The organism is Rhodococcus erythropolis NBRC 15567, assembly GCF_001552595.1.
GTDB lineage: Bacteria > Actinomycetota > Actinomycetes > Mycobacteriales > Mycobacteriaceae > Rhodococcus_F > Rhodococcus_F erythropolis.
Genome location: NZ_BCRM01000001.1, coordinates 895,239 through 910,045, shown reverse-complemented (window position 1 = coordinate 910,045; position 14,807 = coordinate 895,239). Strand labels below are relative to the sequence as shown.

16 protein-coding genes are annotated in these 14,807 nt (G+C 60.2%); 12 read left to right on the top strand and 4 right to left on the bottom strand.

The window, feature by feature from the left end; all coding sequences use genetic code 11:
* Positions 1–106: 106 nt before the first annotated feature.
* Positions 107–1,018, bottom strand: a complete 912-nt coding sequence (locus tag RE4_RS04405; RefSeq protein ID WP_060938071.1) for a class I SAM-dependent methyltransferase — start codon at positions 1,016–1,018, stop codon at positions 107–109.
* Positions 1,019–1,106: 88 nt separating this feature from the next.
* Between RE4_RS04405 and RE4_RS04400 the strand changes: the two genes are divergently transcribed.
* The 4 genes from RE4_RS04400 (at position 1,107) to RE4_RS04385 (ending at position 4,511) form a co-directional block, all read left to right on the top strand.
* The gene (locus tag RE4_RS04400) at positions 1,107–1,952 is read left to right on the top strand and encodes an LLM class F420-dependent oxidoreductase (protein WP_019745135.1); all 846 of its coding nucleotides are present in this window, start codon (positions 1,107–1,109) and stop codon (positions 1,950–1,952) included.
* A 105-nt stretch (positions 1,953–2,057) separates the two neighbouring features.
* Complete coding sequence (locus tag RE4_RS04395) at positions 2,058–2,630, top strand: flavin reductase (RefSeq protein ID WP_019745136.1); 573 nt, start codon at positions 2,058–2,060, stop codon at positions 2,628–2,630.
* A complete protein-coding gene (locus RE4_RS04390) occupies positions 2,623–3,249 on the top strand; it encodes a superoxide dismutase (protein ID WP_003940303.1) in 627 nt (208 codons plus the stop codon). The genes RE4_RS04395 and RE4_RS04390 overlap by 8 nt, the downstream gene beginning before the upstream one ends.
* 170 nt (positions 3,250–3,419) lie before the next feature.
* Positions 3,420–4,511, top strand: a complete 1,092-nt coding sequence (locus RE4_RS04385; RefSeq protein ID WP_060938070.1) for an alpha/beta fold hydrolase — start codon at positions 3,420–3,422, stop codon at positions 4,509–4,511.
* Position 4,512: 1 nt separating this feature from the next.
* On the opposite strand, the gene RE4_RS04380 is transcribed toward RE4_RS04385, so the two are convergent.
* Positions 4,513–5,778, bottom strand: coding sequence for a vWA domain-containing protein (locus RE4_RS04380; protein ID WP_060938069.1), 1,266 nt, complete (start codon positions 5,776–5,778; stop codon positions 4,513–4,515).
* A 175-nt stretch (positions 5,779–5,953) separates the two neighbouring features.
* On the opposite strand from RE4_RS04380, the gene RE4_RS04375 reads away from it, so the two are divergent.
* On the top strand, positions 5,954–6,916 hold the full coding sequence (locus RE4_RS04375; protein ID WP_060938068.1) for a GGDEF domain-containing protein: 963 nt from the start codon (positions 5,954–5,956) through the stop codon (positions 6,914–6,916).
* 91 nt (positions 6,917–7,007) lie between these two features.
* On the opposite strand, the gene RE4_RS04370 is transcribed toward RE4_RS04375, so the two are convergent.
* A complete protein-coding gene (locus tag RE4_RS04370) occupies positions 7,008–8,312 on the bottom strand; it encodes an HNH endonuclease signature motif containing protein (RefSeq protein WP_060938067.1) in 1,305 nt (434 codons plus the stop codon).
* Positions 8,313–8,471: 159 nt separating this feature from the next.
* Between RE4_RS04370 and RE4_RS04365 the strand changes: the two genes are divergently transcribed.
* The 5 genes from RE4_RS04365 to RE4_RS04345 all read left to right on the top strand — a co-directional run bounded on the left by RE4_RS04365 (position 8,472) and on the right by RE4_RS04345 (position 11,549).
* Positions 8,472–8,975, top strand: a complete 504-nt coding sequence (locus tag RE4_RS04365) for a MarR family winged helix-turn-helix transcriptional regulator (protein WP_060938066.1) — start codon at positions 8,472–8,474, stop codon at positions 8,973–8,975.
* Between the two features lie 11 nt (positions 8,976–8,986).
* On the top strand, positions 8,987–10,045 hold the full coding sequence (locus RE4_RS04360) for an LLM class flavin-dependent oxidoreductase (RefSeq protein WP_060938065.1): 1,059 nt from the start codon (positions 8,987–8,989) through the stop codon (positions 10,043–10,045).
* 8 nt (positions 10,046–10,053) lie between these two features.
* Positions 10,054–10,620, top strand: a complete 567-nt coding sequence (gene msuE, locus RE4_RS04355; protein WP_019745144.1) for an FMN reductase — start codon at positions 10,054–10,056, stop codon at positions 10,618–10,620.
* Positions 10,617–11,144, top strand: coding sequence for a hemerythrin domain-containing protein (locus RE4_RS04350; RefSeq protein WP_020970656.1), 528 nt, complete (start codon positions 10,617–10,619; stop codon positions 11,142–11,144). Before msuE ends, RE4_RS04350 begins: the two co-directional genes overlap by 4 nt.
* A 72-nt stretch (positions 11,145–11,216) precedes the next feature.
* Positions 11,217–11,549, top strand: coding sequence for a CD225/dispanin family protein (locus tag RE4_RS04345; RefSeq protein ID WP_003940071.1), 333 nt, complete (start codon positions 11,217–11,219; stop codon positions 11,547–11,549).
* A gap of 46 nt (positions 11,550–11,595) precedes the next feature.
* On the opposite strand, the gene RE4_RS04340 is transcribed toward RE4_RS04345, so the two are convergent.
* The gene (locus RE4_RS04340; RefSeq protein WP_060938064.1) at positions 11,596–12,750 is read right to left on the bottom strand and encodes an alpha/beta hydrolase; all 1,155 of its coding nucleotides are present in this window, start codon (positions 12,748–12,750) and stop codon (positions 11,596–11,598) included.
* Positions 12,751–12,788: 38 nt separating this feature from the next.
* Between RE4_RS04340 and RE4_RS04335 the strand changes: the two genes are divergently transcribed.
* Entirely contained in the window at positions 12,789–13,247 is a 459-nt protein-coding gene (locus RE4_RS04335; RefSeq protein WP_029256154.1) for a DUF5990 family protein, read from the top strand.
* 75 nt (positions 13,248–13,322) lie between these two features.
* Entirely contained in the window at positions 13,323–14,804 is a 1,482-nt protein-coding gene (locus tag RE4_RS04330) for a flavin-containing monooxygenase (protein ID WP_020970659.1), read from the top strand.
* The last annotated feature ends 3 nt before the right edge of the window (positions 14,805–14,807 follow it).

Sequence of the window (14,807 nt, the reverse complement as noted above, 5' to 3'; positions counted from 1 at the left end):
AAGACGGCACAGGTCGACGGCGATGCGTCGTGTCAGTGGCGTCGTGGGCATGGGGGTAATTACTACCTGTGTCTGCAATTACCCGCAAATGCGGGGGAAATAGGCGTCAGTCGGCCAAGCGAACAGACAGCGAATACATCAGCGGTATCTCTGGTCGTCCGGCCGGGACTCCCCAACGCTTGCCACCGAGTTCTGCCATCTCCTCGAATCCTTGCCAACCGTTGGCGTACGGGTACTCGTCGAAGGACTCGAGCGTCAATCCGGCACGCCGCAGGGCGCCGAGCACCTCGGCGATGGACCAGTTGAATTCACATGAAGGGAAGGGATTTTCGAAGTTCTCGACTCCGTCTCCCCGAGCGCCCGGCAAGACGAGATCGGCTGAATCTGCCACGTAGTCGCCGACGCCACCGGGTTCGGTCACGGGAGTCCCGCCTCCGTACGGGTATGTCAGCGACCACTTCTCGTCGAAACACATGGCAAACGGATGAAACTCCACCAGAACGAATCGACCGTTCGGCGCCAGAACACCGGCAATCCCCTCGGCCCACTCGTCGAGATCGGGTAACCAGATCACCGTTCCGTACGAAGAGAAGACTCGATCGAACTTCCTCCCGGTAGCGCCGGCATCTCGGAGCCACGCAGATACATCCGCTCGCTCGAAATCGGCGGCAATGCCGGATTCCGCAGACAACGTTCGCGCGAAGTCGATCGCAGAATCCGAGATGTCGACGCCGGTCACCGCGGCACCGAGAGCAGCCAAACTCAGCGAATCCTGACCGGAATTGCACTGCAGATGAAGAATCGAGGAGCCGTCGATCTCGCCGAGCAGCGCCACTTCTTCCGGAAACAAGGTCGACCCGCCGTTGCGAAAGAACTGTGCTTGGTCACCTTTGTGACTGTTGTGAGCGACGGTCGCCGCATTCCACGACAACCGATTCATCTCCACTGCGTCCATCTCTACTGCATCCACCTCTCGGCCCACAACAACTCCGCCCGAGTTCACCACGCCCCCGGTCACGTCGGCAATCGATTTACTGGGCTGGAAACCTATCCGAACGAAGATGCAACAGGTTACAGTTTTTCGACGGACCATCGAAGGAGAACCAGTGCGCTACGGACTCAGCCTGTTCACCAGTGATCGCGGCATCCGCCCTGCCGATGCAGCAAAGGCTGCGGAGGCGAATGGATTCGACGCCTTCTACGTTCCGGAGCACACTCACATCCCCGTATCGAGGGATTCCGATCACCCCGGAACCCAGTCGGCAGAATTGCCCGACGACCGTTACATGCGCACACTCGACCCCTGGGTTGCCCTCGGCACCGCCGCGTCGGTCACGAGCACCATCCGATTGGGCACCTCGGTGGCCCTCCCCCTCGAACACGATCCGATCACTCTCGCGAAAACCATCGCATCGCTGGACCATCTTTCCGACGGACGCGTGGTTTTCGGCGTCGGATTCGGCTGGAATGCAGAGGAACTCGCCGACCACGGCGTACCGCCCAACAAACGCCGGACCGCACTCCGGGAGTATCTCGAAGCCATGGGTGAACTGTGGTCGAAGGAAGAAGCTTCGTACGACGGCCAATTCGTGAAGTACGGGCCTAGTTGGGCCTGGCCCAAGCCCGTTCAGAAGCCCCGTCCTCCCATCATGTTGGGCGGCGGCGGCAACGAGAAGACTTTCAAGTGGATCGCAAAGTCTGCCGACGGGTGGATCACCACACCGATCGAGCAGGAGATCGACGGAAACGTGGAACTGCTCCGAAAGATCTGGGCCGAAGCAGGTAGAGTCGGCGAGCCTGAAATAACCGTCCTGGCAGGCAAACCCGATCCGGAGAAGCTCGCCCACTGGGCAGATATCGGTGTCACGGAGGCGATGTTCGGCACTCCGGACAAGAGCCCCGAAGAGGTGGTCGGATACATGGAACGTCTGGCAGCCAAGCTCGGACGGTGAGGTCCGCCACAGCACCTTGACCTCAACTGCACTCGAGGTTTTAACGTCGGTATTGCACAAGACAGTGCAACGACAGCAAAACCCGAGTCAGAAGAGGTGCTAAGTGTGACGACAAAATTAGTTGGCACCCAACCTGTTTCGGATGTCGCTGTTGATTCGGCGCCGTCCATCCGAAGCGCATTCGTCGAGGCATTCCGAAATCATCCCGCCGGCGTCTCGATCATCACCGCCACGGGCAATGACGGCCCGGCCGGCATCACGTCGTCTTCGGTGATCTCGATCAGCGCCGATCCGGCAGTTCTGGCGTTCTCACTGCAGTCGTTGCGTGGTTCTGCGAGCGTCATTGCTTCCGCAAGCAGTTTTGTTGTTCACCTGGCAAATTCGGCGAACGAGCGACTGGCGGCCACGTTCGCGACCCGCGGCGCTGTGCGCTTCGGAGACGACATGCGCTGGTCGTTTCTGTCGACGGGTGAACCATTCCTGCACGGCACGGGCCACGCCTTGCGGGCGGTTCCCTTGAATGCCACGACGTGTGGCTCCGCAGTGATTGTCACCGCGCGCGTCGTCGACGTCATCGATCCGCAGCACGTGTCAGCGCCGCTCGTCTATCACGATCGAACCTATCGAAATCTCTCGTCTCACAACATTTCCTCAAAGGAAGGCATGTCACATGACTGAATACGTTCTCCCCGAGCTGGACTACGACTACGCCGCACTCGAACCGCACATCTCCGGCGAGATCATGGAACTGCACCACAGCAAGCACCACGCCACGTACGTGGCGGGCGCCAACAGCGCAATCGAGCAGTTGGCTGCTGCACGCGAAGACGGCACGATCACTGCGAAGGCGCCGCTGCTCAGTAAGAACCTCGCCTTCCACCTCGGCGGCCACACCAATCACTCGATATTCTGGAAGAACCTCTCCCCCAACGGCGGTGAGCGACCAGAAGGCGAGTTGGCAGCCGCGATCGACGAGCACTTCGGTACCTTCGACGCATTCGTCAACCACTTCTCCGCTGTAGCAACGACTTTGCAGGGGTCCGGCTGGGCGGTACTGGCCTACGACACGGTCGGGCAGCGCCTGGTCATCGAGCAGCTCACCGACCAGCAGGGCAACATCAGCATCGGTATCGTTCCGTTGCTCATGCTCGACATGTGGGAGCACGCCTTCTACCTGCAGTACAAGAACGTCAAGGCGGACTACGTGAAGGCCTACTGGAACGTCATCAACTGGGAAGACGTTGCACAGCGATACGCGACGGCCACAGCCTCGACCGGCTTGATCGTCCCCGCCTGATCGTCCCCACCCGATCACTGCCAGATCACCCCGATCAGCCCAGCTCGGCACGGTGGCTCCGTTGCCGAGCTGGGTTTTTGCACCCCCGAGATCGATGTATGTGAAGGCAGGTAACATACACCGAGCGCGGCTGACTCGGCCGTCCGCCGATTCGACTCCGAGGGGAACCAGTGCTCGATATCAGTGGTTTGATCGCGACGTGGCGTCCGACGCTGGACACCGCAGCGCGCAATGCATGGGGACTCTCGTTCGGCGACGGTGTCGAGAAGGCCGAACGCACGCCGTCGGTACTGATCAGCGAAGGTCCACACCGCGATCTGTATCGCTTCGGCGCATTGTGGACGCCCAGAGGCAATCCGGTCCTCCTCGTACCTCCCCTCGCGGTTTCAGCCGACTGCTACGACCTTCGTGCAGGCCAGAGCCTCGCCGCACACCTACTGGATGGCGCAAACACGCCCTACCTCCTCGACTACGGGACCATGCGGTACTCCGACCGCGGTATGGGTTTCGAGGCCTGGGTCGACGACATCATCCCGGAAGCGATCCGAACGATCTCGGACCTACATGACGGCGCACCTGTTTCGCTGATCGGGTGGAGCCTCGGCGGGACCATGTCTCTGCTCACGGGCTCCGCTCACTCCGACCTTCCGATCGCATCGATCACGGCAATCGGCACGCCAATCGATTACACGAAGATTCCCGCTATCAGCCCGTTGAGGCTGATCGGCAAATACACGGGCGATACCCCGCTCACCTCCGCGACCAATCTGGTCGGCGGACTACCTGCTCCACTCGTTCAGGCGAGTTACAAGGTGACGGCGTTGCAGCGCGAAGTCCTCAAGCCATGGTTCATCGTCCGCAATCTTCACAACACCGAGACCCTGGCTCGTATGGAATCGATAGACAAGTTCATGGCAGCCATGCCTGGATACCCGGGCAAGGCATTTCAGCAGATCTGCGAACAACTCATGCTCGGCAACAATCTCTACAACGACGCTGTCACGCTTGCCGGGCGCGAGATCAAACTGTCAGCTCTGAGCGTTCCCGTTCTCGCGATCGGCGGCACCACCGACGTGATTGCACCCATCGCTTCGGTGGAAGCGATCACGTCGGTCCTCACCGGAGCGCCGTCGGTCCGGTTCGAGAAGGCGCCGGGAAGTCACCTCGGGCTCGTTGCCGGCCCCACCGCGAGAGACTCCACCTGGGCGCACATCGACGAATTCTTGAAAGAGAATGCACCGCAGTTGGTTTCGACCAGCTAAATCACGGCGTCGTGATGCCCGCGGCTACAGCTGCCTTGTGCCAATCCGGGAATTCACTCAGCAAACGGGTGTACAACTGGGCGTCGTCGACGGTGTCGATGTCGTCCAGCGCGAAGAATCCGGCATTGTCGACCACCCTGCCGTCGAGGTCGTCGAGCTTCTCCAGCACTCCGTAGTTGGCCTTGCCGATTCCGACGAACTGCCAAAAGGCCGGGAGCCCAGACGCTTCGCGCATCAATTTCGTGATTTCCTTGCGCTCGCTGAAGCCTCCGTCGGTGAAGAACAGGACGAGCGTCGGCGCCGAACCACGTGTCAGGCCGGAGAGAATCTCAGTCATGATCGGCACTTCACGATTTGCGGCGCCGATCTTGTCATAGTTGAATCCGCCGTGCGAGCCGCGCAAGTGCAGGTAGGTATCCGACCACTCTTCCGCGTCATGAACAGAGATCTCGGGAAGCTTGACGAAGCTGACTGCATACAAGTACGGCTCCAGCTTGCCGTCGTCATCGAGCTGGATCGCAACGGGAACCATGCGTTCGACAACACGATGCACCACTCTGGTGCGGTACTGCTTGGCCATACTTCCGGTTTTGTCGATCACCAGGACCACTCGCGCCCGAATTCCGTTGCCACCCTTGGTCAGCAGGACCTTGGCCACTTCGCGCTTTCGGAGGTCCAGCTTTTCCCGCTTCACCATCGAGAGTTTGGCTTCGTCGGGCACGGTCCGAATGCCATCTGCCGATTCAGCCGAGTCGGGTCGGCTCTGCGGTTCCTCGTCGACCGAGACTCCGAATGCAGTGACCAGATCTGCCAATCCGCTGTCCCAACCCGCCGAAACGTTCCGAACCTTCCAGTCCGTGCCGCGGCGATAGATCTCGACGAGGACCGCTGCCCTCTCACTCGTCAAACCCAAAGCCTGAGCCACGATAGCGGTGGAACCAGCCTGCTCCACCACGACACCAAGGCCCCCGACAGCAGAAAGGGTTCCGTTTGCCGCCGCATCAAGCGCCACGGCAACACTCAGCTGGTGGATGTCGGCGGGCAACCTCGCAATGTCGATTTCGATGACGCCGCCGGACTCCAAGCGCACCGCACCTTCGGGCGACACCGGCTGATTGAAGAAGACAAAATCTGCGTCGTTCCGCACCTGGTTCCGTTCGTCGAGCTGGAACACCATCAGGTCCACCGTGCCCGGGGCGCTACCGTTCACCGCCACCTTCAGCGAAGTTCCGTCAACGACTGTGTTCGCTCCACGCGCCAGCTCCATGCCTGAAGATTAGCGGGCCACCAAAGAATCAACGGCCCCGCGGTCGGAAGAATCACAGCACACTTTCAGCAATCGCCAGGATTCTCGAGGCAGACTGTTCGTGGAAGATTTGTCGCACGCGGGACCAAGAGCCTGAACATCGACAGAATCTTAGGGTCGATCAGGAGGTCACCAAATGCCGCACGGCCAGGCGCGCACCATCCCGATGTTGCCACTCCTGCCACCACTGACGAATTTCGACGACGCCAGTCGCTCGATCGTGTCCTACCTCGACGAATATCTTCCGCTGGCACTGTGGTCGATCACGCGGTTCGACGGGTCGAATCAAATCTTTCTCACCGTCTCACCCAACCCACTTCACATCGAAGTCGGCGAGACCCGGACTTGGCAAAACACCATGTGCAGCGAGGTAGTCCTCGGAAATGCGCCGCCAGCCTCATCGAATCGCGCACTCGTACCTGCACTTTCCCGAGATGACAGGTGGGAAGGCATAGGCGCATACGTCAGCATCCCAATCCTTCACAACGACGGCAGTCTCTTCGGCACTCTGTGTGGCGCCGACCCGATTACGGGCGACTCCGTACTCGAGGACAACCTGGCCCTCCTCACTCTCCTGTGCCGACTCCTCGGAACGATTCTCGATGTCGACTATCAGCGCGCGCAGTCAGTGCGACTGGCCGAAACTGCGCAACTCGATGCCGAGACCGACCCGTTGACAGGTCTTCTCAATCGGCGCGGGTGGAACCGCATCCTCGAGGCCGAGCAAACCCGGTACCGCCAATTCGCCGATCCGGGATCTATCATCATCGTCGATCTGGACGGCATGAAGACCATCAACGACGAACTCGGTCACGCCGCGGGTGACGAATATGTTCAACGGGCCGGCAAGATCTTGGCAGCATGCGCGCACCCTGGTGCGGTGGTTTCACGGTTGGGCGGAGACGAGTTCGGAATCGCTCTGCCCGATACACAGCCGCGCGCCGTCGACTACCTGGTCGAGTGTTTGGAGAAGGCGTTCCGGAATGCCGACGTCCGTTGTTCGATCGGCCGAGCCGACTTTTCCATGTTCCAAAGCCTTTCCGAGACTTGGGATACGGCCGATGCCGAGATGTACCGCCACAAGCGCTCGAAGCACTGATTCGACTCCCCCACGGCCTGCTGGCACCGCATCGGAGGATCCCTTCGATGCGGTGCTGGCCCGTGTTCTGTTGTGCCCGAGGAGTACTACCTCAGGTTTTGAAGGTGGTGTTCGCGGGCCGTGGGTGCTGGCCGGGGTCGATCGAGGGCGGCGGGATGAACCACGGTTTGTTGTCGACGCCGATGCGGATCACCCATTTCCCGACGAACCCGGATTTTCGGTGCATCAGCCGGTGATGTGAACGGCACAGCAGGACAAGGTTGTTCATCACCGTCGGGCCGCCGTTCGCCCAGTGCCGAATATGGTGCGCATCCGTCCAGGCCGGTACACACGTGCAGCCGGGGAAGGAGCAGCCTTTGTCGCGGGCGATCAACGCCACTCGCTGTTCGGCGGACACCAACCGTTTCCCGGGTTTCGCGTCGAGTGGCGCCCCGCGATCGTCGAGCAGAACAGTCGAGAGGAAACAATCGCACCCGAGAAGCCTGGTCTGCGACACCGACAGTGGCCCCAGCCAGGGCATGTGCCCGACATCGAGATCCGACACAGCCACTCCACCACCATCGGGCGAGGGTGCGGCGGCGCAGTCCCGGTGCTCCGCAAGATCACGGGCGTTGATGTGCACGTTCACATGCGGACGCTGCCCACCATCGACACCGGTCTTCGCGCAGTCCAGATACCGGCGGATCAGTTCGGTGAACCCATCCGCCGTGCGTTTCGCCGCCGAGCGAGAATCCGGGGTTCCATCCGCAGCGGGGGTGGGCATCGTCAGATTCGACAACGCCGACAACAACATTTCCCCGGTGAGAGCATCGAAATCGCCGCGCACCACCACCCGACCGTTCAACGTCGACGCGATCCGCAATTCATTCCGATCCACATCTTCGGCGGGCGGAATCTCATCCGATTCGAACACTCGCTCCAAGGTCGCGATCACGTTCCGCACCTTCGTCGTTGTCGCCTCCACGCCCGACGCGGCAGCCAACAACAAATCGATACAGCGAGGGAGCGCTTCGTCCGGCATTCCCTTCGGCGGTGACTCGCAGAACGCCACGATCAACACGGCATGCTCGAACGAGCAGTCCCCGCCATCGAACCGGGCCGCCACCGCCGGAAAAGGCCGCAGCGCCGCACCCAGGTCGGCGATCTTCTTCCCGTCCCGAACCTGCAGCATCGTGTTGGCCGCCAACCAGCAACCCACCCCGCGGCTCGCAATCACCTGATCATCAGGACGCATCGAGAGTTCGTCCCCCACCGCCACACGAACAGCCTCGAGACGAAGAATCTCCGCACTCGCCTCAATAGCAGCAGCACGCAACTCAGAAGCAGACAACTGCCACAGACGTCCGCGCAACCCCACCGCAGAACCAGACACCACATCCGACAACAGCACGCTCATTGAATCCCCCGATCCCCTACACACAAGAATACTCGAACACGTGTTCGAGTCAATGCTTTGCTACCAGCACAAATGAGAGCGGGGAATAGTTCGATCGATCCAGGCGTATTATTTGAGTAAGCAATACTTGCGAGCGCAAATAAATGGAGGCTGTCACCGATGACTACCGATGAACGTCGACGTGGTTCCGTCTGGCGCGACCTAGTGGTCAGCCACAGCGTCATCCTCGGCAAGATGGAGGCGGACCTTCGAACCACCACCGGGCTCACCCTTGGCCAGTACGACGTTCTGCTCCGACTGCACGAAGCGCCGGGAAACACGATCCGAATGGGCGATCTGGCCGAACTGGTCCTGGTCACCACCAGTGGCGTGACGCGCGTCGTCGATCGATTGGTCGAGGCAGGACTGGCAGAGCGCGTTCGCCCGGACAACGATCGACGCGTCGTGACGGTATCGATGACGCCTGCGGGCAAGAAGACGCTTCGAAAAGCGTCCGCCATACACACGCGAGGGATCGCCGAATACTTCTCCGATCTCATTGAAACCGAGGAGCTTCCGGTACTCGAACGCTTCTTCTCCCGACTTGCCGCACATCACACGAATCAAGGCGGCGCATGCGATGCGCACGCAGAACAACTTTCCATCACCCCCACGAACAGATAGCGAGAAACAACATGGCTTTCGAATTGGGCGTCTACCATTTCGGTGAACTCACCCCAGATCCCACTACCGGCGCGATGATGAATCCCGGTGTCCACCTTCGCCATTTGGTCGAGCAGGCAACCGTTGCCGATCAGGTTGGACTCGATGTCTTCGGCGTCGGCGAGCACCATCGCACCGACTTCGCAGTCTCAGCCCCTGCAGTTGTGCTCGCGGCAATGGCTCAGGCTACCGACAAGATCAAGCTGTCCAGCGCCGTATCTGTACTCAGTTCCGACGATCCCGTACGTGTGTTCCAACAGTTCGCGACAGTTGACCTGCTTTCCGAAGGCCGTGCCGAGATCATTGCCGGCCGAGGTTCGTACACGGAGTCATTTCCGCTTTTCGGGTACGACCTGTCTCAGTACAACGAACTCTTCGCCGAAAAGCTCGATCTACTACTGAAACTGCGCGACGAGAACCCGATCAACTGGGAAGGACAACTTCGCCCACCACTGATCGACGGTGACGTGACGCCCCGCCCGGACCGTCAGATTCCGGTGTGGATCGCAGTCGGAGGTACTCCGGCCTCTGTCGTCCGTGCCGCGAAACTGGGCCTGCCCCTCTCACTGGCCATCATCGGTGGAAGTTACCAACAGTTCGAACCGTTCGTCGATCTGTACCGCAGGGCTGCAGCGGAGTTCGGACACGATCCGAAGAAGCTGGCTGTCTCGATTGCTTCGCCAGGATTTGTCGATACCTCGAAGCAAACAGCACTCGACACGTCGTACCCGTACTTCCAGGCCGGGTGGATGCAGAATCATCATCAGCGGGGAAACGGAGTTCCCATGCCGCGCAGGGCATATGAGGCGCAGGCAACCACCGCGGGTGCGTTCTTCCTCGGCGGCCCGCAGGAAATCATCGACAAGACGATGGCGCAGTACGAACTGTTCCATCATGACCGCATCATGATCCAGATGGGGTTCGGCAATGTGCCACAGAAGGACATGCTGCGTGCGATCGAGATCCTCGGCACCGAAGTAGCGCCCGTTGTGCGTAAGGAAATCGAATCACTGAAATCGTCCCAAAAATAGGAGTTTCGATGAGCACACCGCTCAAAATTGTTGCCGTTGTCGGCAACCTCCAAAAACCCTCCAAGACTCGTGCCCTCGTCGACCTGATCGTCGAAACCTTGGGAGACTTCGAGCAGATCGACACACGAGTTTTCGAGATCGTGGATCTGATTCCAGGTCTTGCATCTGCTCTGGATCGCGATCACGTCGACTCAGTGACCGCCGAAGCGCTGGCAGCAGTCGAGTCTGCCGATATCGTCATCGCGGCGTCACCGGTGTTCCGCGGCTCGTACACGGGAATGTTCAAGCATTTCTTCGATCTCGTGGACCAGTACGCGCTTGCCAACACTCCGGTGATTCTTGCTGCGACAGGTGGCAGCGACCGCCACGCTCTCGTGTTGGATCATGCCCTGCGTCCACTGTTCGCATTCTTCCAAGCGCTGACCGCTCCGGTCGGGATCTATCTCAGCTCAGGTGATTTCGACGGAACGACTATCCTCAACCCTGAGGTATTCGAGCGTATCGAGATGGCAGCGAAGGACGTCCTGCCGGTAGCGAGGATGCTCGCGGAGCGGGATCGAGTTGCGCTGACGTGAACGCCCCTCATTCGCACAACACGGCAACAGTTGCCGGTCTGAGGATGATCGAACAGCTACGTCAGGTTCACGAACCTCTGCGAGCCGATATCGAGGTACTCGAGAATGCCCTGCAACTGTTGTCGGACGAAACCGCCGATCTGACTCGGATACCCGAAATGATCGACAATCTGACGATCGCGGATTTCGTCTGGCAACTACGGGTCAACTGCGACTTCTACTGCAACACGCTGACTCTGCACCACACCATCGAAGATCAACGTATGTTCCCCGTAATGACCAGGAACTTTCCCGAGTTGGCCCCTGCGGTCGAACGACTGCAGGCAGAACACAAGCTTGTCGGGGAGATCGTGTCGGAAGCCAAGCGTGCGTCACTCGCGCTGAGCACCGAATCCTCCACGGTCAATCGGGCACACGCCGCAATCTCCGAATTGGCGGATCATATGCAGTCGCACCTCGATTTCGAGGAGGCCACACTCTTTCCGTACTTCCGACGGATGGATCGCGACTGGCATTACGGCTGATCGTGCACACTCAGTGATTCTTCAGCTCCATCGCAGTAGCGTCGAAAGGGCCACCTCATGTCAGGAGCCCCCATGACCAACCCGGATCAACCCACCGTCCAGCAATCCGTTCCTCAGCACCCGATTCGACCGCCCGTCAATGCGGGTTGGGCAGTGGTCTCGCTGCTGTTCTTCTGGCCGCTCTCCTTCTCCGCTTTCACGCACGCCTTCAACGTGTATCCGCTGTGGGCCGACGGCGATGTGGCCGGGTCGCGGTACGCGTCCGATCGAGTGAAACGACTCGGTCAGATCTCGCTGTGGATCGCAGGCGGGCTACTACTCCTGGTCTGCATCCTGTACGCGATTGCGGCAATCGTGTGGTTCGCCAACGGTGGCCACGATTACGGGCCGCGACGTATGCGCTGAACAACCACCCTGAAACAACAAACTGCAACAACAACACCGCCGAACATCACCTCATCAATCGATCGATGAATTCCATGGTCTGGTCCATCGAAGCGACCGTCGTTTGGCCGTGGCTGATTCCGCTGAGTTCTTGATACTCGAACTGCGTTCCTCGCGAACGCATGTCGACCAGTTGCGCCCAGGTAAGGGCGACAGGAACCGTTGTGTCCGACACGCTCTGCACCACACGCAGTGACCGGTCGTAGCCGTCGACCGGCACCTGCATCATCTCGCGAAACAGATCGTGGAAGCGTGGCGTCCACACCGACCGAGAAAACAACGAGCTCAACTGGATTCGTTCGGCGCGAATGTGGCGGCCGAGATCTCCGGCGCACAGTGTCCGAGCCTTTTCCATCCACTCGATCCCCTGCGGCGAGAGAACCTCCCGAATGTTCTCTTCGGGTCGTTGATCGTCGATCCCGGCCAGAACGTACAGCGCGTATCCCACCAACCCCGTGATGCCGATGTCGGGAAACAGCGGTCCGCCCAACGGAAACAAACCTTCCATATGGGTGGGGCCGGCAACAACGACCGAGCCGCGGAAATCCAATTCCGGTGCACGAGTGGTGGCCTCGTGTCCCGCGAAGTACGCCGCATGACCGCCTTCGGACAAACCCGCAACCATCCACCGGGGACTCAGCACACTGCCGTACAACTCGTGCGCTGCCCGCACGATGTCGACCGCATTCGCGCCGGCGGCATGTCCGTCGAGATAGGCCAGCACCCCGTCGGTACCAAGTCCCGAGTAGTCGGTAGCGACTACCGCGTATCCCTGCTCCAACCAGCGTTCGATCGGTTCGATCTCGCCCGGACCGAATCCGGTCGACGAGGGTGCACACTGATCCGCACTGCCCAAAGTTCCGTGGGCATACGAGATGACGGGCCAACCGCCCGCCGGTGGGGCACCTTCCGGCAGAAACACGGACCCTGACGACTCTCCCCATCTGTCAGCGGTACGCAGAGTTCGATACACGACCCTCTGCGTCTCACCGGCGCCGACCGGAAACACTGCGGCCGAGAGTTCGCCATAGGACTCCAGCGCGCCCGCGACTTCCGGTTCGTCCGTCGTCGCCGCGGCAGCACCTGACCCCCAGCCGAGACTCGACAACAGGATGCTCGCCACCACGGCCGCAACAAAGGTTCTACCCGAACGACTCACCACGCCAACCCCTCCCGACCTGTGCGGAGCATGATGTCGATATGCAGATCATCATCACCGGTCACAGCCTGCCCGGACGTGAGTGTTCCGAAACCGCAACCTTCGAAGGGCGCAGCAACATCCACGTCGGCGTTCAGCGCCGAGGCAAGCCACACGAAGTCCTCGACCTCGTACCAGGAGATACCGAGACAGTGCGATGGGAACTGACAGCGAGCCAGGAGCGAAAGTCCGGTGCCTGGGACATTCTCGGTCCACACATCCAGGGTCCACCTCGCGGACGCTTCATCTACCTGTCCTGGGTGACGGTATCCGATGACCAGACGTTCGAGATGTTTCGGCGCGCAAAGCTGATGCTCGACGCGATCCCCGAGCACATCGTCGAGCAGGCCGACGCTTCCGGTGTGCTCCACGGAGACCTCGGGCTCACCGACGCCGCAGGTAAACCACTGTGCGCGGCAATCCGACCACCAACGATCACATGGTCCTCCTCGCCTTACTGAGCATCGTTCAGTAGTGTGGTGATCGAGCACTAACTCTGCCGGTGGCCCCACATAGTCGATACGGAGTCCGAACTGATGAGCACCGAACACCTCGATGTCCTGATCGTCGGCGCCGGCTTGTCCGGCATCGGTGCTGCTTATCGACTCCAGACCGAGCTTCCAGGAAAGTCGTACGCAATCCTCGAGGCCCGAGCGAACAGCGGCGGAACCTGGGACCTCTTCAAGTATCCCGGCATCCGATCGGATTCCGACATGTTCACGCTCGGCTACCCGTTTCGCCCGTGGACAGATGCCAAAGCAATCGCCGACGGTGATTCGATCCTGCGGTACGTGCGCGACACCGCGCGAGAGAACGGGATCGACAAGAAGATTCGGTACAACCGGAAGGTGACGGCCGCATCATGGTCGTCAGCGACCTCGACCTGGACAGTCACGGTCACGACCGGCGACGAAGACGAAACATTGACCTGTAACTTCCTCTATCTCTGCAGCGGGTACTACAGCTACGACGGCGGATACACCCCCGACTTCCCCGGACGTGAATCGTTTGCCGGTGAGGTAGTGCACCCCCAGTTCTGGCCCGAAGAACTCGATTACTCCGACAAGAAGGTCGTTGTGATCGGAAGCGGCGCCACCGCAGTCACTTTGGTCCCCACGATGTCACGGGACGCAAGCCACGTCACGATGCTCCAGCGATCACCGACGTACATTCTGGCGCTGCCGTCCAGCGACAAATTATCGGACACCATTCGCGCGGTACTGCCGAATCAACTCGCGCACAGCATCGCTCGATGGAAGAGCGTCGTAGTGAACCTGAGTTTCTACCAACTGTGCCGACGCAGTCCGGCGCGTGCAAAGAGGATGCTGAACCTCGCGATCAGTCGTCAACTCCCGAAAGACATCCCCCTCGATCCTCACTTCACACCCTCCTACGATCCCTGGGACCAGCGCTTGTGCGTCGTACCCGACGGCGATTTGTTCAAAGCCCTCCGATCCGGCAAGGCCTCGATCGAGACCGATCACATCGACACCTTCACCGAGACCGGGATCCTTCTCGCGTCAGGTCGCGAACTCGAAGCTGACATCATCGTCACTGCAACAGGATTGAAGATGGAGGCGTGCGGCGGGATGTCCATCGAAGTGGACGGCGAACCCGTCACCCTCGGTGATCGTTACGTCTACAAGGGCATGATGATCAGCGACGTACCGAACTTCGCGATGTGCGTCGGCTACACCAACGCCTCGTGGACTCTGCGAGCAGACCTCACGTCGATGTACGTGTGCCGACTGCTGACGGAGATGGACAAGCGCGACTATTCGAAGTGCGTGCCGCACGCGACCGAAGAAATGGACCAGCGGCCGATCCTGGATCTGGCGTCGGGGTACGTCATGCGTGCCGTGGAACAGTTCCCGAAGCAGGGATCGAAGTCACCGTGGAACATGCGTCAGAACTACATCCTTGACCGTCTTCACTCCACGTTCGGGAGCATCAACGACCACATGACGTTCTCGAAGGCACCAGCTCGACATTCGACGCCGGTACCGAGCAAGAGTTGAGCG

Bases quoted from the DNA above. Each gene is read 5' to 3' on its own strand.
- RE4_RS04375 (WP_060938068.1), top strand. From the start codon at position 5,954: ATGCCGCACGGCCAGGCGCGCACCATCCCGATGTTGCCACTCCTGCCA.
- RE4_RS04380 (WP_060938069.1), bottom strand. From the start codon at position 5,778: ATGGAGCTGGCGCGTGGAGCGAACACAGTCGTTGACGGAACTTCGCTG.
- RE4_RS04330 (WP_020970659.1), top strand. From the start codon at position 13,323: ATGAGCACCGAACACCTCGATGTCCTGATCGTCGGCGCCGGCTTGTCC.
- RE4_RS04360 (WP_060938065.1), top strand. From the start codon at position 8,987: ATGGCTTTCGAATTGGGCGTCTACCATTTCGGTGAACTCACCCCAGAT.
- RE4_RS04365 (WP_060938066.1), top strand. From the start codon at position 8,472: ATGACTACCGATGAACGTCGACGTGGTTCCGTCTGGCGCGACCTAGTG.
- RE4_RS04345 (WP_003940071.1), top strand. From the start codon at position 11,217: ATGACCAACCCGGATCAACCCACCGTCCAGCAATCCGTTCCTCAGCAC.
- RE4_RS04390 (WP_003940303.1), top strand. From the start codon at position 2,623: ATGACTGAATACGTTCTCCCCGAGCTGGACTACGACTACGCCGCACTC.
- msuE (WP_019745144.1), top strand. From the start codon at position 10,054: ATGAGCACACCGCTCAAAATTGTTGCCGTTGTCGGCAACCTCCAAAAA.
- RE4_RS04335 (WP_029256154.1), top strand. From the start codon at position 12,789: ATGCAGATCATCATCACCGGTCACAGCCTGCCCGGACGTGAGTGTTCC.
- RE4_RS04370 (WP_060938067.1), bottom strand. From the start codon at position 8,312: ATGAGCGTGCTGTTGTCGGATGTGGTGTCTGGTTCTGCGGTGGGGTTG.